Origin of the sequence: Candidatus Poriferisodalis sp., assembly GCF_965208895.1 — a bacterium.
Classification (GTDB): Bacteria; Actinomycetota; Acidimicrobiia; order Acidimicrobiales; family Poriferisodalaceae; genus Poriferisodalis.
In genome coordinates, this window is the sequence record NZ_OZ242363.1 from 219,587 (window position 1) to 237,605 (window position 18,019).

An 18,019-nucleotide genomic window follows, 5' to 3' on the forward strand; every position below is an offset into this window, starting at 1 on the left:
GCTTTAGCCTGACGCCGTGAGTTCTGCACAACCTGTGCCGCTGTCCGCGCTGGACCTGGCAACCGTCTCCGACGGCGGCACCAGCGCGCAGGCGCTCGCAGAGACCACCGAGCTTGCCCGGGCAGCCGACCGGCTGGGCTACGTGCGTTTCTGGGTGGCCGAGCATCACAACATCGACACCGTTGCAAGCACGTCGCCCGCGGTACTGATTGCCCACCTTGCTGCTCACACTGAGCGGATCAAGCTGGGTTCGGGCGGCGTCATGCTTCCCAATCACAGCCCGGCAATCGTCGCTGAGCAGTTCGCAATGCTCGAAGCGCTGCATCCGGGGCGCGTCGACCTCGGCGTCGGCCGAGCACCTGGCAGCGATCGCATCTCCGCCGCCGCTGTGCGAGGGCCTGCCGAAGACGGCGCAGTGCCCGACCCCTGGCAAGTGGACGACTTTCCGAGCCACCTGATCGACTTGATGGCGTACCTCGGCGATGTGCGCACTACCGAGGGGCCTTGGTCAGACTTCCGGGCAACGCCGAAAGCCACCTCGGCACCTGCGGTGCTGCTGCTGGGATCCAGCGGCTACTCAGCGCAATTGGCCGGCTACTTGGGCCTGCCGTTCGCATTCGCCCACCATTTCGACGGCGGCGGCGTGCTGGGCGCGCTCGACCTCTACCGCCAGCGCTTCCAGCCATCTGCCGTACTGGACGAGCCGCACGTCATGGTGAGTGTCGGGCTGGTCACGGCCGCTGATACTGAAACGGCGCAGCACCACGCTGCACCGTCGCTGCTGCGGCGATGGGGCATTCGCACGGGTCGGTTCTGGCCATTGTTCTCGCCGGACGAGGCGATGTCGCATCCCGAATGGCAGCGCGCCGCCACCATGCCGACGAACGCCATCGTCGGGGATCCCGGTGAGGCGGTGGCCGCACTCGAAGAACTCGCCGATGCGACGGGAGCCGACGAGCTGATGATCCACACATCCACGTTCGGGCTTGCGGAACGAATCACCAGCCTCGAACTCCTGGCCGACGTGTGGAAGCGGCGAACGGGCGCGCAAGATCGGACCCGACAGTCCGACGCCGCGGCGGCATCGGCATGAACGCGGCAAACGACGCCTCGCCCGCTGGCGTGCGCACGACGGCAATGGGTACGCACTTCGGATCGTTCCTCATCGACTCGCGCGACGGCGAAGTGCTGGCAGTGCGCGGGCATCCCACCGATCCGGAGCCGTCGCATCTGGGGGAGTCGCTGCGACACTTCGCCGAGAACCGGGTCATGCGTCCAGCAGTACGGCAATCCTGGCTGCGAGACGGACCTGGTTCGGCCACTCACCTACGGGGCAGCGAGCCGTTCGTGGAGGTCGACTGGGACACGGCGCTCGACCTGGTGGCTGCGGAGCTGACCCGCGTCCGCGACGAACACGGCAACTCCTCGATCTTCGGCGGGTCCTACGGGTGGGGCTCTGCGGGACGCTTCGGGCTGGCGTCCAGCCAGCAGCACCGCTTCATGCGCCTCTTCGGCGGCTGCACCGACCAGAAGGGCACCTACTCGTCTGCCGCGGCTGAGGCAATCTTCCCGTACATGCTGGGCATGGGGTACCACGCCGGCATTGCTCGGCAGACGTCGTGGTCGGTCATCTGCAAGCACACCGAGCTGTTCGTGTGCTTCGGGGGAATGCGGGCGACCAACAACCACGTCACCTACGGCGGCCAAGGCCCGCATCACCACAATGACTGGGTCACGCGGGCGGCAGCCGCGGGCGTGGATTTCCTGAATGTCGGGCCACTGCGTGATGACTTCGACAAGGCCGCCGAGGCGCGCTGGCTGCCGATACGGCCCGGCACCGATGTGGCGCTCATGGCGGGGATCATTCACACGCTCATCACGGATGGTCTGGCGGACTTGGACTTCCTGGCGACCTACTGCGACGGCTGGGACCGGCTTCGGGCGCACGTGATGGGCGAGGGCCTCGCCGCGGCCTGTGGCGACTGGACTGGTCCCACGCCGTGGGCAGACGCGGTCGACTACGACACTCCCAAGACGGCCCAATGGGCGGCCGAGGTGACCGGCATCGACGCTGGAGACATCGTTGCGCTGGCACACGAGATGGCTGCCAAGCGGACATTGGTCAACCTCAGCCTGTCCACCCAGCGGGCTCATCACGGCGAGCAGCCGTACTGGATGGCCCTGGCCCTGGCGTGCGCATTGGGCCAGGTTGGCCTGCCCGGCGGGGGATACGTCTTCAGCTTCGGCACCCAAGGCAATACCGGCGCGGGACAGACGCGTGCCCGCATTCCTGGGCTCCCGGTGCCGATGCGCCAGCCCGGACCGCCGACAATCGCCGTCTCGCGCATCACCGAGATGCTGGAGGGCCCCCGTGAGACATTCGATTTCGACGGTCGGAGCGGTCGTTTTCCGGACGTGCGGCTCGTCTACTGGTCGGGCGGCAATCCGTTCCACCACCACCAGGATCTCAATCGCTTGATGCGGGCGTGGCAGCGGCCCGAGACGATTGTGGTGCAGGAGCCGTTCTGGACACCAGTTGCGCGGCGTGCCGACATCGTGTTGCCGGCAACGACGCCACTCGAGCGCAACGACATCGGCGGCGCCGAAACGATGCTGATCGCAATGGCAGCGGTGGCCGAACCGGTGGGGGAGTCACGGGACGACTACTGGATTTTCGCCCGTCTGGCTGAGCGCCTTGGCTTCGGCGAGCAGTTCACCGAAGGACGAACAGCAGACGAGTGGATCGAGGTGATCTACGAGATTCACCGCGCTGCGGATCCGCAGGCCCCGCCGTACGAGGACTTTCGCCGGGACGGCTATCTGATGGCGCCAGGGATGGCGTTGATGGGTGATCCCGAGCAGATCTTTCTTGAGGCATTCCGCACTGACCCGGTTGGCAAGCCATTACGAACGCCCAGCGGCCGGATCCAACTCTGGAACGACAAGATCGCCGAGTACGGCTACGACGACTGCCCGCCGCATCCGGCGTGGATGGAGCCATACGAGCGGTTGGGGGGTGCCGGCAGCGACCGATGGCCATTGCACTTGGTGTCGAATCAGCCCAAGGCCCGACTTCACAGCCAATTCGACCATGCGGCACCCAGCCAGGCAACGAAGGTGGCCGGTCGCGAACCCGTGCGGCTGCACCCCGACACGGCGGCCGCCCGCGGCATCAGTGACGGCGACGTTGTGCGCATCTTCAACGGCCGCGGGGCAGCGCTGGCCGGCGCGACGATCGACGACGCCGTCATGCCCGAGGCAGTGCAGCTCTCGACCGGCGCCTGGTACGACCCTGCGCCCGACGGCACCTGCCGAGCCGGCAACCCCAACACGCTCACGGCTGACATCGGCACCAGTCGCCTTGCCCAAGGACCGTCAGCGCACACCTGCCTCGTTGAGGTCGAGCGCTACGACGGCGAACCGCCAGCTGTCGAGTCGTACCAGCCGCCCGAGATAGTTCCGCTGAAGTCGAGCTAGGCCGCCTCACTCGAGCTGTTGTCAAGCGTTGAGGGCGGATTTGCTGGGTGGCTGCAGATCGCCCTGCTGCTGCCGTGCGGCCCTTCTGCGTCAGAAGTCGAGCCCCACCGCTCCGCAAAGGAAGGCCATGAGGGGACGCGTCTCGTTGCACCAGGCGGTGATGACCGCTGGAAACTCGGGCTTGAGCGCCGCGCTGTGGTCAAAGTCACGCACAGCTATGAAGCTCTTGCGCTTGAGGTCCTCGATCATCGGGTGATCGATGGACCAGTCGCGGGGCGAGCGTTTGAGCCGCTCGCCCTCCATCCGCCAGCCGTCGGACTGGCAGGTGTCTCGGGCCCCGATCCACGCCTCGGTGCGTTCGTCGATGGCGATCCGGTAGGCCGCCAATGCGTCTCGATCCGGCATCCAGCTCCCGGCGCCGAAGAAGCAGCTCTCGGTGGACAAGTGGACGTAATAGCCGGGAGCGTGGACGTCGTTGGCGCGCAGATGCCGGAACTGGATGCCCACGTTGGTCTTGTAGGGCGTCTTGTCCGCGGAGAACCGTGTGTCGCGAAAGACCCGCATCAGCGAGCCACCCACCTTGGTGTCACGAGCCGTCATGTTCGGGGAGATCTCGGCGAGCATCGGCCGCACTGCTCGGATCAGATCGAAGGCAGGTTCGCGCACTTCCTCCTCGTACCGCTCACGGTTCTCGTTGAACCACTCCCGGTTGTTGTTGGCCTCGAGTTCTTCGAGAAACTCGTACAGCTCTGGCCCGAAGATGCCCTCGTAGTCGCTCATCGCTGTCCCCTATGTGATGTGTGACCCTTGGTCGCCCGCACCGTAGCGAGCCGCTGCTCGTCGGACGAGTGCATTCTCGAGGGCGTCGTGGTTCGTCAAACGTACGCTGTAGCCATGAGCGACGGGACCGGTTCAGAGACTCGATCCACGACGGCCCGGGAGTGGCTGGCAGGTTTCTCCGAAGTGATCGGGGCGCCTGCCCCTAATGAAGACATCACTGAAGCGCTGCTGGATCTCGCAGGCGTGGCGGCTCACGACTCTGAGCGGATTGCAGCACCCATTGCCTGCTGGATGGCAGGTGTTGCCGGCGTCGACCCTGCCGAAGCGCTCGAACGCGCCCGGCGACACGCCGCTGAGCGGCCACGCTGAGCTGACCATGCGCAACGGGCGAACTCACTGGGCAACAGGCCCGTCCTAGGCTGCTCTCGATGAGCGATCACCAGTTCGGATTCCGCACGCGCGCGCTGCATGCGGGCGGTCGACCAGATCCAGCCACAGGAGCTCGTGCGGTCCCCGTCTACCAGTCCACGAGCTTTGTGTTCGAGGACACTGCCGACGCCGCCGACCTCTTTGCCCTCCAGAAATACGGCACGATCTACTCCCGCATCTCCAACCCCACGGTCAACGCGTTCGAGGAGCGGGTCGCGAGCCTCGAAGGCGCCATCGGAGCTGTCGCGACTGCCTCGGGCATGTCGGCGGAGTTCCTCACAGCGGCCGCGCTGTGCGAGACGGGCGACAACCTCGTCACCTCGTCTGCGCTCTACGGCGGCACGCACACGATGTTCGACGTGACGCTGGGACGCTTCGGCGTGCAAGCTCGCTTCGTCGACGGTGACAGCGTCGACGCGTACGCCGCCGCCATCGACGACCGCACCAAGTTCTGCTACACCGAGATCGTCGGCAACCCCTCGGGCTCCATCCCAGATCTGGCAGCAATCGCCGAGGTCGCTCACGCCCACGGGCTGCCGCTCGTGGTCGATTCCACCTTTGCGACGCCCTACCTGTGCCGTCCCATGGAGCATGGTGCCGACATCGTGCTGCACTCGGCGACGAAGTTCATCGGCGGGCACGGCAACTCGATCGGCGGGGTTGTCAGCGAATCGGGTCGCTTCGACTGGGGCAGCGGCCGTTTCCCGAACATGACCGAGCCCGTGGCGAGCTACAACGACATGCGCTTCTGGGAGAACTTCGGCGAGTACGCCTTCTGCACCAAGCTGCGGGTCGAGCAGCTTCGTGATATCGGCGCTGCCATGTCACCGCTCAACGCGTTCCTGCTGCTGCAAGGGCTCGAGACGCTGCCTCAGCGCATGGACGAACATGTCGCAAACGCGCAAGCCGTTGCAGAACACCTCGAAGCCCATCGGGCGGTGAGCTGGGTCAGCTACTCGGGTCTCGAATCCTCCCCCTACCGGGATCTCGCACGCAAGTACATGCCGCAGGGACCGGGCGCCATCTTCACCTTCGGTGTGCAGGGGGGGCGCCAAGCGGGAGCAGATTTCATTGAGGCATTGCAGATGATTAGCCACCTGGCAAACGTCGGCGATGCCCGCACGCTGGTCATCCATCCGGCGTCCACAACGCACCAGCAGCTCTCCGAAGAGGCCTTGGCGGCAGGAGGGGTCAGCGCAGACATGATCCGGCTGTCCGTCGGCCTCGAAGACCTCGATGACATCCTCTGGGATCTGGACCAAGCCCTCGCGAAGGCGGTGCCCGCATGACGATTGTCCACGAACCGGTCGAAGGCTGGATTGAGCCCAGTGCGGCCGACCGGCTGGCTCTCATTCAGCGGACAGGTTCGGTCGCAATGGTGGGCGTCTCGGCGAATCCGGCGCGGCCGTCCAACTTCGTCGCCACCTACCTGCTCAGCTCCAGCACCGAATTCGATGTGTATTTCGTGAACCCGGTGGCTGATGAGGTCTTGGGTGAGCCGTGCTACCCGAGCCTTGCCGACCTGCCGGTGGTGCCCGATCTCGTGGATGTGTTCCGCCGGCCCGCGGATCTGCCGGGTGTTGCGGCTGAGACCGTCGAGATCGGCGCCAAGGCCTTGTGGGTACAGCTCGGCCTGTGGAGTGCAGAGGCCGCCAAGCTGGCCCACGATGCCGGCCTCGACGTGGTAATGGATCGCTGTCTCAAGATCGAGCACGCCAGGTTTCACGGGGGCCTGCACCGCGCCGGTTTTGACACCGGTGTGATCGATTCGCGCCGCACCGTCCGAAGGACGTGACGGCGATGCGGCGCCCCAACGGAGGGGCAGCTCGCAGTCCCCACGGTCCAGACCGACACGAGCGGTCACACCGCAGGCACATGCGGTTTCACCGCTGGCCGGCTCGACGCGCCCTGTTCGTCGCGGCCGTCACGCTGCTGCTGGCCGTCTCGTGCGCTTCGCCCGAGACGCCGGAGGCAGCCCCAGACACTGGCGACGTCTCCGAGAGCGCCACTGACGACTCGCAGCCGGCGACCGGCGACGCGCAAGACGAGGTTGCAACTGCTGGCACCGAAGCTGCGAGCGCCACCGCGGTCACCGACACTGTGCCGCTGACGCTGCAGGGCAGCGTTGCAGCCCCGGAGTTTCCGGCCGGATACGACTGGTTCAACGTCAGCAGGCCGCCGTCGATGAGCACCGACTTGCGCGGGAAGATCGTCATCCTCGACTTCTGGACCCAAGGCTGCATCAACTGCATCCACATCATTCCCGATCTCCACCGGCTCGGGCAGGAATATCCCGATGAAGTGGTGGTCGTTGCCGTCCACTGGGCAAAGTTCCCCAGCGAGCGCGAATCCGAGGCTGTCCGCGCAGCGTCGATCCGCTACGGCCGCCAGCACCCGATCGTGAACGACGATCAGGAACTGTTGCGCAATGCCTATGGCGTCAACGCCTGGCCGACTGTCGTTGTCATCGATCCTGAGGGAAAGGTGGTCGGTCAGTACGCCGGAGAGGGCGTCTACACCGCTCTCGAACCGGCGATCTCGGTCATGGCAGAGGAGTTCGGCCACAACGGGCTCATCGATCCGACACCGCTCGGCGAGCTGCTCGACATAGCGCCCCCATTGCCGACGGTCCTGAGCTTCCCCGGCAAGGTGCTTGCCGACGAGGCAGGCGATCGGCTCTTCATTGCTGATACGGGACGCCATCGGGTGCTGATTGCAACGCTCGACGGCGAACTCATCGACGTGATCGGCAACGGGGCCGAGGGACGTGCAGACGGCGGATTCACCGAGGCGACGTTCCGGCGTCCCCAAGGCATGGCACTGAGCCCCGACGGCAACACGCTGTACATCGCCGACCGCGAGAATCACCTCATCCGGGCCGCAGACCTGCAGGGCCGGCAGGTTGGCACCATCGCCGGGACCGGTGAGCCGGTCACCGCCTTCCGGCCCGGGCCAGCTGCAGTGACGGCCATCGCCTCGCCTTGGGACCTGCACCTCGAAGGCGATGTGCTGTACATCGCAGGTGCGGGGCGGCACCAGATCTGGCTGATGAACCTGACGAGCGGGGCACTCGGCCTGTTTGCGGGAACCGGGGCCGAAGGACTCGACGACGGCAACAGGCTGCAGGCCACCCTGTCGCAGCCATCGGGCCTCGCAGCAGACGCGGCGGCGCTTTACTTCACCGATCCCGAGGCGAGTGCGGTGCGGCGAATCTCATTCGGCCTCGACGGCCAGCTGAACACGCTGGTGGGCAAGCACCTGTTCGTGTGGGGCGACGAAGTCGGCAGCTTCAGTGACACGCTGCTGCAGCACGCCATCGGCATCGAATACGTGGGCAACGCTCCCGGGCAGGGCCGGCTGTACATCGCAGACACCTACAACCACCGGATCAAGGCGCTCGACCTCGAAACGATGACATCGACGGTGGTTTCCGGCGACGGGAAGGCGGGCCTGCACGACGGCAGCGGCACGCAAGCACAACTCGCCGAGCCGAGCGGGCTCAGCGCCACCTCGGACACGCTGTACGTGGCCGACACCAACAACCACCGGATCCGCATGCTCGATCTGGAAACCGGCGAGCTGTCCACGCTGGCACTGTCGAATCTGGAGATCGCCACCGTGACGATGGCGGGTGTGATCGAAGACGAGGTCGTGCTGGCGCCCCAGCGAGTCGCACCGGGTCCCGTCGAGGTCGTGCTCGAACTGGTGGTGCCTGAGGGGTACAAGTTCAACACCGACGGGTTGTTCGAGTTCACATGGTCCTCAGGCGACACCGCCGTGATCAGCCCACAAGGCAGCACTCGCTACGAAGCCCGAGGACCTGAGATGCCCGTGCGCCTCGCAGCAACGGTCGACGCGCAATCCGGCAGCGCCGTGCTCAGCGCCACGGCGGTGGTGTTCTACTGCCCGGCTGTGGACGAGACGTTCTGTCTCATTCGAGATGTGAACTTCACTGCGCCGATCGAGGTAGATCCAGGCGGCGCGAACAGCATTGAGCTGCCGCATCAGTTGCTGTCGGCCGAGGAACTGGATCAACGCCTGGGATCGGGGTGACCATCGACGCCAGCAGCTCCGCAAGGTCGCTGCCGACCGTGTCGCACCGGAGCAGACGACTGCGATGCAGACGACTCGGCGCCGCATCGGCAGCTCTGGTTGCTGCCGCCGTCTGGCTGGCGCTGCTGCCTCGGGCCGCAGCTCAGACCTCGGGTGAGCCCGAGACACCTCCGCTCATCACGGTCGCACCCGATGACCCCGCTGACGGATCGCAGGGCGCGCCGGACGCACCCCGGATCGTGGCGGTGCTGCGCGGGCCTGGTGGTGTCGGCTATTGGGTGGTCGGCGTGGACGGTTCGATCGAACCTGTCGGCACCTCGATCCTGCCGATCGTCAGCGACCCGCCCGAACTGCACACCCAAGTCGTCGGTGCCCGCTTGGGGGCGCCTGGGGCACTCGGTGTCTGGCTGCAGCTCGCCGACAACTCTGAGGTCGCCATCGGCGATCCGGGACCGACCGTCTTCACCGGGGAGGAGCGGCCGCTGGGCTGGCTCTCGGGGGTCGGGGTTCGCCAACTGCTCTCGGGAGCGTGGTGGACCGATGTGGATCGATGGTGCACCAGCGAGTTGTCGCTGCCCGTGCGCATCGGGCAGACGATCATGACGGCGCTGGGCGAGCGCTCTTTGGGTTTTGCAGTCGAGGAGGCGCGTGACCGCCGTATTGCGGGCGTCTTGCTCCAGGGACCCATCACCGAGCATGTCTGGCGCCGCATCGCCGAATTACAGGATTTCGCAGGCCGGGTGCCGCTGATCTTCGCGGTCGACGAGGAAGGTGGTCGGGTGCAGCGACTCGCCGCCGTCGTGGGGACGCTTCCTTCGGCGGCAGCTCAGACTGCCAGGTCGCCCGAGGAGGTTGCCGAACGGGCAGCGGATCACGCTCGGAAGATGTCCCAACTCGGGTTCACCATGAACTTCGCACCGGTCATCGATGTCGGTGCCGGCGAGGGCATCGGGGACCGGTCATTCGGGAACGATCCGGCGACGGTCACCGACTATGGCCTGGCGACGGTGGAAGGTCTCAGCGCAGGGGGGATTGTCCCGGTGGTGAAGCACTTCCCGGGCCACGGCGGGGCCACTGCGGACACACATGACGAACTGGCGTCGACGGCGCCGCTGGACGAGCTGCGCGAACGCGACCTGATCCCGTTCGCAGCGGTCATCGGGGCCACCGACGCGGCGGTCATGGTGGGTCACCTGCACGTTCCCGGCCTGACCGGGGGGATGCCGGCGTCGTTGTCGCCGGCGGCGATCGACGGCGTGCTCCGCGACGAGCTAGGCCATGGCGGGCTGATCGTGACCGACTCGCTGATCATGGGCGCAATCCGCAGCCAGTGGTCGGTGAGCGAAGCCGCACTGCTGGCGGTCACCGCTGGCGCGGACCTCGCCCTCGTCGGTGATCTGGAGGATGCCGCCGCCGCATTCGCTGAGATCGAGGCGGCGGTCACCGAGGGGCGACTCAGCCTGGAACGTCTCGACGATGCGGCCAACAACGTGCTCCGCTCGAAAGGGGTGTTCGCGTGCACCCTGGTCGGTCGTGACGGACTGGGCCGCCCAGTCCTCTACGACCCGACGCTGGTCGGCCGATAGGCCGACAAAGGTGACAGTGGCCGTTAGGCCGAGGAATGTGATTGTGGCCGCTAGGCCGAGCAGTGTGACAGCGGCCGTTAGGGCAGGGTCACGGTTACTTCCGGTTCCGGCGGCGGAGGCCCCGTGCGGTAGTTCCGCACCACCTGACTCCAGGTGAGTTGCCATTCTTTCCAGTTCGCGCCCACATAGGCAGGATCGGGCCGGTACGGATGCACCGTCACTCCGAACTCAGTCCACTCAGGCGCGCTCACGATGTCACTGCGAGCAGGTCTCGAGCCGAAGCGATCGCTGATGCCGAACTGGAAGAGCGGCTCACCCATGGCGTCGATCAACCGCCCGCCGAGGGAAGCGTTCTGCGCGCCCGCCACGACGCCGGCATAGAACCCGATCCGGACGCAGTCTTCGGTCACGACTGCGATGTCCAGCGCGGGAGGCAGGCCGGGCTGGTATTCGGCGTACACCGACGGCAACCCTGTAGTGCCCCACGTCATCGGCCGGCGCCCGCGCAGCGACGCCAGCGTCACCGGATCGGGATCGTCCTGACTGATCGGCCGCTCCGGGGGCGGCTCCCCGCCCGCAAACCGCTCGAACGTCGCGATCTCCCAGCTAGGCGCGAGTTCGACGTCCCACCTGAGCATCTGGTCGAGCACCTGAGGCCACGGTGTCGCCTCGTCGTCGCCGCGTTCGGGATACCGCCGCTCCAACGCAACCAGCAGGTAGACGCCCATCCTGGCCGTCGCGGCATCGGGGATCACCGCCGTGCCTGCGTGGGCTGGGTCCCACAGCGCATCGAGTCCGCCCGGAACCGGTGGCGGCAAGAGCTCGGCATCGGGCAGCTCATCGATACGCCGTTCGGGCACCACGTAGAAGGACGGCAGGTAGTTGAGGCAGGCGTCGATGTAGCTGACAGGCGTCAATGCATGGTCGTCCACGGCCAAGTCGTCCACCAGCGGCCCGGGTGCCAGCGGTGCGTAGGGCTGGGTGAGGCTTCCATCGATGAAGTGTTGAAGGTCCAAAGTGTCGATGCCGACGACCACATCTGCGACCGGGTGGGCGCGGCTGCGTTCCAGCAGATCGATGACGTCGTCAGGGGTGTCTTCGCGAAACACGACGACTTCGATACCCGTCTCTTCGGTGAAGGCTTCGAGCGCCTCTGCAGGCAGATGGAAGTCGCGATGTGTCAGGACGCGCACCGCAGCGGATCCGCGGTCGGTCTCGCCGCATCCAGCTGCAATGAGGACCGCCGCGCACGCAACTGCGACACCGATGCCGGCGCGCCGGGCGCGGCCTCTACCGAAGCGTTGTGCCATGTGTCTGAATCGCGAGGATGGTGCCTGCGCGCACTTCGAGGCGGGCAGAAGTCGCTGCAAGCTCATTGCTGAGCCCGAGAGATGATGCGCTGCGCAGCGGCATCAGCGCCGTCAGGTTCCAGCGCAGCCCCCTCGTGAGCACGCTGGCGGTCCCGCCGACCGCGAGCAACGAGAGCAGGTTCCCGTCCTCGAACGGCAGCGGCAACGTCATGCCTGCGGTTGCAGCGCGCACGACACTCGTCCCGATGTAGGCGGTGAGCGGCAGCGCGGCGTACCGCGGCCGGGCCAGCATCGTCACGCCGATCATCATGTGGTCGAGCCTGCCCCCAGCGCCGCTCAACAGGGCGATCCCATCGGGATCCAGACTCCAGGCGAAGCTCAAGGCCAGGTCCAAATCGCTGTGCGCCTTGTCGGGATGATGCCGTTGAACGACGAGGTCGGGCCATTCTTCGCGGGCACGGTTCAGCATGCCGGGATCGACGGAGTCGAAGTCGCCGAGGACCACGTGAGGTCGCAGGCCTAAGCGCAGAGCGTGAGCCAGACCGCGGTCCACGGCGATCACACAAGTGGGTTCGCCAGGCGGCAACCGGCGCGGCGCGTTCGGCCCGCCGTCAATGATCCAGACGCACCGCGCATCGAGCCGCGCAACATCGGCGGACGGTTCGCCGGACCCAGCAGACCCCATGACACCAGTGTGACCCCGAGCGGCCCAACACAGATGTCATAGCAGTGGCGGCGGCAGGAGACTCTGCGACGTTGCGACCTGCCGGATCGCGGGAGCAGAGGGTTCTGCCGCCGCCACAGCGGGCGCAGTGAACTCTGCGACGTTGCGACCGGCCGGATCGCTGGAGCAGAAGGCACTGCCGCCTGCCCAGCGGGCGCACAGTGTTGCGCGGTCCGGCCCGGTACCTTGCAGAACAACGTGGACGTCGCCCGCCGCCTCGCCAGGCTGCCCCTGCTCGCCGTGATGATCGCGGTCTGCGCGGCCGTCGTCACCGTCGGCGCACGAGCCTCCGCGCCGCACGTCGCTCGCACGTTCGACGCCGTCGAACGCGATCGCGACCACATCACGATCGACCTTCGGCCCGGCGCCCAGCGAACCCAAGTCTTCGACTCCGCGGGCAGTCAGATCGGCATCCTGCTCAACGACATCGACCGCGAGATCATCACGCTGGACCAAGTCCCCGCCGACGTGATTGCCACGATCGTCGCCGTGGAAGACAGCAAGTTCTGGCTCCACAACGGAGTGGATCTGCGAGCGACCGCACGAGCCTTGGTATCGAACGTGTCCGCAGGCGGGATTGCATCGGGCGGCTCCACCATCACTCAGCAGATCGTCAAGCTCCGCGTGGTCGGCAGCGAGCGCAGCTTCAATCGCAAGATTCGCGAAGCGGTGATCGCGGCCCGGCTTGAGGAGGACTTCACCAAGGAGGAGATCCTCGAGTTCTACGTCAACGAGGTGTACCTCGGGAACGGGGCCTACGGCTTGCAAGCAGGGGCCGAAACCTACTTCGGCAAGGACGTGTCGGCGCTCGATGTCGGTGATGCGGCGTTCCTCGCCAGCTTGATTCGCAGCCCCGGCTTGTTTGACGGGTTCGATCAGAACATCGACACGATGACGCGCCGCCGCAGCAGATCGCTGCAGCAAGCCGTTGACGCCGGGGTCATCAGCGAGACCCAGCGGGACGCCTTTGAGCGCCGGCCGCTGCCGAGCCGCAACCTGTCGCCTCGCCGTACCGATGTGGCGCTGCGACGCGACTACTTCTTGGTGGAGGTGCGGCGGGCGCTGCTGTCGAATCCGGCGCTCGGCGACACCTACCAGGCACGTTTCAGCCAAGTATTCGGCGGCGGCCTGAGGGTGTGGACGACGCTGCGTCCCGAGTTGCAGACGGCCATGCGTACCTCGGTGGCCGAAGTCCTGCCCGAAGGCACCGGCGAGTTCGAAGTGTCCATTGTCAGCGTCGATCCGTCGACGGGAGCAGTGCTCGCCTTCATCGGCGGCCCTGCCTTCAGTGACTCCGAGTTCAATCTCGCCACGCAGGGCCGGCGGCAACCCGGTTCGTCGTACAAGACCTATGTCCTTGCGGCTGCGATCGAGCGCGCCGGCCTCTATCCCTTCGACACGATCAGCGGCCAGGGACCGTGCGTCTTCCCCAACCCGCCGCTCGATGACTACGAAGTGAGCAACTTCGCGAACAGCCCAGGTCGGGTCTCAACCATCAAGGACCAGACGACTGCCAGCTCGAACTGTGCGTTCGTCCGACTCGGCTTGGTCACGGGACTCGACGAGGTCGTGGGGATGGCTAACCGCCTCGTCGGCCGCTCAGGCGACGACGGCTTCTTGCCGTATCCGTCGATCTCGCTCGGTGCGCAGGAGGTCACACCGCTTGAGCAGGCGGTGGGGTACGGCACGTTCGCCAACGGCGGCGTGAGGATGGAGCCGTTCTATGTCACTCGCATCGAGAACAACTTCGGCGAAGTGCTCTACGAGCACGTGCCGCACGGGCGGCGGGTGGTGGCGCCATCGACGGCGGACTGGGTGACATCCGTGCTGGAAGAGAACGTGCAATCGGGAACCGGCACGCGATCTCGGCTGGCAAGCGGACAGATCTCTGCGGGCAAGACCGGGACGACGCAGTCGTTCCATGACGCCTGGTTCGTCGGGTACACCCCGCACATGTCGACTGCGGTGTGGATGGGTCACCCCGACGAGCAAGTACCGATGGGTGAGATCCAGGACCGCCGGGCGACCGGCGGGTGGATCCCTGCTCGCATCTGGGCTGCCTATATGGGGCGGGCCTTGGACGGCACCCCATTGCGAGGGTTCTCGCCCGCGCCACCGCCGCCGCGAGCAAGCCAGTACCTCTTCCTGTCCGGGGACACGTGCTCGGTTGCAGTAGCAGTGTCGCCTTCGGAGCCGCCGCTCGAATTCGACCTGCCGTGCAGCATGGTCCGGCCAACCGACGACAACACATTCGAGCCGCTGCCGGACGCGCTGTGCAAGGTCGCAGTGCCGGCAGGTGAAGGCGACTCGAGGTTCGAGTGGATTCGCTGCACGCAGATTGCCACCGAACTCGGGGCGCGGGCCACAGAACCCATCGGCGATACTGACGAATCCATCCCGCCCGAAGACGCCGATCCGACTGGCACGGAAACGGGCACCGACGCCACTGAGGACGACCAGGCCTGAGCTCGATGCACGATCACCTGACTGCCCGACAGCGATGAACTCCCAAGCCCCTGGACCTGGCGCTTCCGGGCTCGGCACGGGCTCCGCTGCGGAGGCTTCGGCGCCGAGTCGAATTGAAGTTCTCGCCCAGATAGGCGACCTCGACGTACGACTCGATCAGATCACTCATCATGTCGAGCACCTGCCTGAACGCGCGGTCCGTGCCGATATCGAATCCGAGATGCGCGCTTTCGCTGCGGAGGCGAAGGTGCTTGACGCTCAGATCGCTGAATTGGAACGCCAGCAGCGGCGGCACGAAGATGAAGTTGCGCGCATCGAAGCCAAGCGTGCCCACAACTCCGAGCGACTGTACGAGAGTCACCTGACGTCGCCCAAGGAGGCTGAAGCACTCACGACTGAAGCGGCCTCGCTCGCTCGGCGCCAGACCGAGATCGAGGATCACATCCTGGAGCTGATGGAGGGTCTTGAGCCCCTCAACGATGCTCGCGCCGCACTGGCAGCGCGCCAGTCGGAAGCTCGTGAACGCATGAATGTCGCCGATGCCTCCATCGCAGCCGCCGAGAGCCAGGCCGCCAGCGAACGCAGCGAGGTGCTCAGCGCACGTGAGTCGCTCGTGGCCTCAGCCGATCCCTCCCTGGTCACGGTGTACGAGAGACGCCGCACAGCAGCCCGTGGGGCACCCGTCCTCGGACGGCTTGTCGGCACCACCTGCAGTGCGTGCCACCTCGAGGTTTCCTCGGTCGACTACGAGCAGATCTTGCACCTCGGGCCGGACGAGCTCGCCGAGTGCCCCCAGTGCGGTGCTCTGCTGGTCCGCTGAGCGAGCGGCTGAGCCGAACCAGCGCCGCGGGAGACCAGCCTGATGCTGCTGTGGTTTGTGGCGACGTCGCTGGTCGCCATGCGCTGGACCTTCGGAGATCCTGCGATCGATCATCGCCTCATCGTGGCGGGCGCGCTGCTGCCCGACGTCCTGCACGTTGCGAGCGGGGGAGCGCCCGTCATGCACTCATTGGCGCTGCCTGCGGGCGGGCTCATCGCGGTGATGCTGGTGACGGTTGGGCGGCGCCGGGCGCGTCGGCGCTGGCTGGCGCTGCCCATCGGCGTCTTCTGGCACCAGTTGTTCGATGGCGCGTGGCTGCAGTCCACACTGTTCTGGTGGCCGTTCGGCGGGGATGCCGCCGATGCGACCTTTCCGCTGGCCGCTCGGGGAATCTGGTTGATCGCCATGATGGAACTCGCAGGCCTCGCCGGCTGCTGGTGGATCTGGCGCGCGTCCGCGATGGTGCACAGCCGGACGGCTCGAACCGACTTCTGGCGGACCGGCCGTTTGGCGTACCGTTCTGGACCGCAGTACCGGCGTGGAGCCGGCGGAGGCAATGCCTGATGATTCTCGTGCGTCACGGCCGCCCATGCTGATTCTCGTGCGTCACGGCCGCCCATGCTGATCCTCGTGCGCCACGGGCGCACGAGTGCCAACGCGGCAGGTCTTCTGCAGGGTCGGGTCGACAACGAACTCGACCAGGTGGGGATTCAGCAAGCGGATCAGATTGCTGCCGCGCTGTCGCTCGGTGATCAGCGGCCGGACAGGATCGTGTCCTCGCCACTGAAACGGGCCCGCCAGACCGCGGAGGCCACGCGTCGTTTGCTGGGAATGGAGATGACCGTCGACGAACGCTGGGCGGAGCTGGATTACGGCGAGTGGGACGGAGCGCCGATCTCCGAGGTACGTCCCAACATGTGGCGGCAATGGCGTTCTGACCCCGGATTCACGCTGCCAGGCGGCGAGTCTTTGGTGGAGCTCAACAAACGTGTCGGGGCTGCCTGCAATGATTTGGCCGAGGAAGCCTCATCTCGGAACATCGCGGTGTTCACCCATGTGTCGCCGATTAAGTCGGCGGTGCGATGGGTGCTGGGCACCGAAGAAGAGATCTCCTGGCGAATCCACGTTTCCCAGGCCCAGATCGCGCGCATCCACTTCCGGGCCGGCGTGCCCAGACTCAGCACGTTCAACGACACGTCCCACCTCAGCAGTTGAGGCACAGCTTCGATAGCAGCGGAGGCAGCAGGAGACTCTGCGACGTTGCGACCGGTTCCCGAGTGGATGCCCCGTGAATCGTCGATGACGTAGGCAAGAAATGCGGTGCGGTGCGCATCTCTCGCCTGCCGGATCGCGGGAGCAGAGGGTTCTGCTGCCTCCGCTGCGGGCTCACTCATCGACGGCCCACTCATCGACGGGGTCACCCTCTAGAGCGGGAAGCGGTGAGCCGGCCTGTAGGCGGGATTCTGTCCGTCGGCTGCTGCCGTCGGGGTGGCCATCCATCTGAGCGGCCTACCCGGGATCATGAGACGGGCCGTCCGATCCCTGCTTGGCCTTGCTCCGGGAGGGGTTTGCCGATCCGCCGGAGTCGCCCCCGGCGATGGTGCGCTCTTACCGCACCGTTTCACCCTTGCCTGTGGCCGGGCACGGGGCCCGACCCATCGGCGGTTTGCTTTCTGTTGCACTTTCCGTCGCCTCGCGGCGCCTGGTTGCGAGCCAGCTCCCTGCCCTGTGGAGTCCCGACCTTCCTCGAACTGTGCCCTGCGTACTGCTCCGCGTGTTGCGGAGCGCCGAAGCAGCACAGCCCGCGGCCACCCGGCCGACTCACCGCAGGCAATCAGGCTAGTTCCGCCAGCCGGACCTTCGATCAGTGCCGGCGCCTGCGACGCGGTTCGGGGTGGGGATCCAGCAGCGAGCGCCGACGCTGCCGCGCCATGCCCGCCAGCACGCCACCCAGCGTTGCCAGCGATGCCGCCAGCAGCATCACCAGGGGAAGGCCCAGCGCCGCGACCGCTTCGCCGGAGCCGAATCGGCGAATGATCTGCACCACCACGGCAAGCGTCATCACGGGGCCCGAGCTCAGCACGGACGACAGCAGATGATGTTCGCTCGCCCTCGCGGCGGCCACCGCCCCTCCGGCGATCATTCCCAAAAAGAGCAAGCCGTTCACGGCGTATGCCGCTGTTGTCCGCTCCGCTACCAAGCTCCCGGCCACGACACCGGCCACCAGGGCAGTCCCAGTGGACACCGCAGCGCCTGCGACGACTGCTCGCCGCTCGACGCTTCGGCCGAATATCTGCAACAGACTGCGCATGTCACGTCATACTGAACGCTCAATAAGGTCTTGACAAGCGGCAATGCATCGGCAAGATTGCGC

The 18,019-nt window shown here is 66.4% G+C and carries 15 protein-coding genes and 1 other RNA gene; 11 read left to right on the forward strand and 5 right to left on the reverse strand.

Annotated elements, in window-relative coordinates; genetic code table 11:
• Positions 1-16: 16 nt before the first annotated feature.
• Entirely contained in the window at positions 17-1,093 is a 1,077-nt protein-coding gene (locus ACOGJB_RS01030; RefSeq protein ID WP_419838983.1) for an LLM class flavin-dependent oxidoreductase, read from the forward strand.
• The gene (locus ACOGJB_RS01035; protein WP_419838984.1) at positions 1,090-3,477 is read left to right on the forward strand and encodes a molybdopterin-dependent oxidoreductase; all 2,388 of its coding nucleotides are present in this window, start codon (positions 1,090-1,092) and stop codon (positions 3,475-3,477) included. Before ACOGJB_RS01030 ends, ACOGJB_RS01035 begins: the two co-directional genes overlap by 4 nt.
• Positions 3,478-3,567: 90 nt before the next feature.
• On the opposite strand, the gene ACOGJB_RS01040 is transcribed toward ACOGJB_RS01035, so the two are convergent.
• The gene (locus ACOGJB_RS01040; protein ID WP_419838985.1) at positions 3,568-4,257 is read right to left on the reverse strand and encodes a TIGR02453 family protein; all 690 of its coding nucleotides are present in this window, start codon (positions 4,255-4,257) and stop codon (positions 3,568-3,570) included.
• A gap of 114 nt (positions 4,258-4,371) precedes the next feature.
• On the opposite strand from ACOGJB_RS01040, the gene ACOGJB_RS01045 reads away from it, so the two are divergent.
• The 5 genes from ACOGJB_RS01045 (at position 4,372) to ACOGJB_RS01065 (ending at position 10,325) form a co-directional block, all read left to right on the forward strand.
• Entirely contained in the window at positions 4,372-4,626 is a 255-nt protein-coding gene (locus tag ACOGJB_RS01045; RefSeq protein WP_419838986.1) for a DUF6457 domain-containing protein, read from the forward strand.
• A 59-nt stretch (positions 4,627-4,685) separates the two neighbouring features.
• Positions 4,686-5,975 carry an O-acetylhomoserine aminocarboxypropyltransferase/cysteine synthase family protein gene (locus ACOGJB_RS01050; RefSeq protein WP_419838987.1) on the forward strand — a complete coding sequence of 430 codons (1,290 nt, stop codon included), beginning with the start codon at positions 4,686-4,688 and terminating at the stop codon, positions 5,973-5,975.
• On the forward strand, positions 5,972-6,481 hold the full coding sequence (locus ACOGJB_RS01055; protein ID WP_419838988.1) for a CoA-binding protein: 510 nt from the start codon (positions 5,972-5,974) through the stop codon (positions 6,479-6,481). Before ACOGJB_RS01050 ends, ACOGJB_RS01055 begins: the two co-directional genes overlap by 4 nt.
• Positions 6,482-6,561: 80 nt before the next feature.
• Complete coding sequence (locus ACOGJB_RS01060; protein ID WP_419838989.1) at positions 6,562-8,739, forward strand: thioredoxin-like domain-containing protein; 2,178 nt, start codon at positions 6,562-6,564, stop codon at positions 8,737-8,739.
• Between the two features lie 38 nt (positions 8,740-8,777).
• On the forward strand, positions 8,778-10,325 hold the full coding sequence (locus ACOGJB_RS01065; RefSeq protein ID WP_419838990.1) for a glycoside hydrolase family 3 N-terminal domain-containing protein: 1,548 nt from the start codon (positions 8,778-8,780) through the stop codon (positions 10,323-10,325).
• Positions 10,326-10,402: 77 nt separating this feature from the next.
• On the opposite strand, the gene ACOGJB_RS01070 is transcribed toward ACOGJB_RS01065, so the two are convergent.
• Together ACOGJB_RS01070 and ACOGJB_RS01075 are read right to left on the reverse strand one after the other, a co-directional pair.
• Complete coding sequence (locus ACOGJB_RS01070; RefSeq protein WP_419838991.1) at positions 10,403-11,635, reverse strand: hypothetical protein; 1,233 nt, start codon at positions 11,633-11,635, stop codon at positions 10,403-10,405.
• Positions 11,616-12,320 carry a thiamine diphosphokinase gene (locus ACOGJB_RS01075; protein WP_419838992.1) on the reverse strand — a complete coding sequence of 235 codons (705 nt, stop codon included), beginning with the start codon at positions 12,318-12,320 and terminating at the stop codon, positions 11,616-11,618. The genes ACOGJB_RS01070 and ACOGJB_RS01075 overlap by 20 nt, the downstream gene beginning before the upstream one ends.
• A gap of 237 nt (positions 12,321-12,557) precedes the next feature.
• On the opposite strand from ACOGJB_RS01075, the gene ACOGJB_RS01080 reads away from it, so the two are divergent.
• From ACOGJB_RS01080 to ACOGJB_RS01095, 4 genes are read left to right on the forward strand one after another with little or no spacing between them, the layout of a single operon-like run.
• On the forward strand, positions 12,558-14,825 hold the full coding sequence (locus tag ACOGJB_RS01080) for a transglycosylase domain-containing protein (RefSeq protein ID WP_419838993.1): 2,268 nt from the start codon (positions 12,558-12,560) through the stop codon (positions 14,823-14,825).
• Positions 14,826-14,859: 34 nt separating this feature from the next.
• Positions 14,860-15,645, forward strand: coding sequence for a zinc ribbon domain-containing protein (locus ACOGJB_RS01085; protein ID WP_419838994.1), 786 nt, complete (start codon positions 14,860-14,862; stop codon positions 15,643-15,645).
• 42 nt (positions 15,646-15,687) lie between these two features.
• Positions 15,688-16,209, forward strand: coding sequence for a hypothetical protein (locus ACOGJB_RS01090; RefSeq protein WP_419838995.1), 522 nt, complete (start codon positions 15,688-15,690; stop codon positions 16,207-16,209).
• Positions 16,210-16,263: 54 nt separating this feature from the next.
• Positions 16,264-16,860 (forward strand): histidine phosphatase family protein, encoded by a 597-nt coding sequence (locus ACOGJB_RS01095; RefSeq protein WP_419838996.1) that lies wholly within the window; start codon positions 16,264-16,266, stop codon positions 16,858-16,860.
• A 221-nt stretch (positions 16,861-17,081) separates the two neighbouring features.
• Here ACOGJB_RS01095 and rnpB read toward each other — a convergent pair.
• Positions 17,082-17,469: RNase P RNA component class A (rnpB, locus tag ACOGJB_RS01100), an RNA gene on the reverse strand.
• Between the two features lie 40 nt (positions 17,470-17,509).
• Complete coding sequence (locus ACOGJB_RS01105) at positions 17,510-17,956, reverse strand: hypothetical protein (protein WP_419838997.1); 447 nt, start codon at positions 17,954-17,956, stop codon at positions 17,510-17,512.
• Between the last annotated feature and the right edge of the window lie 63 nt (positions 17,957-18,019).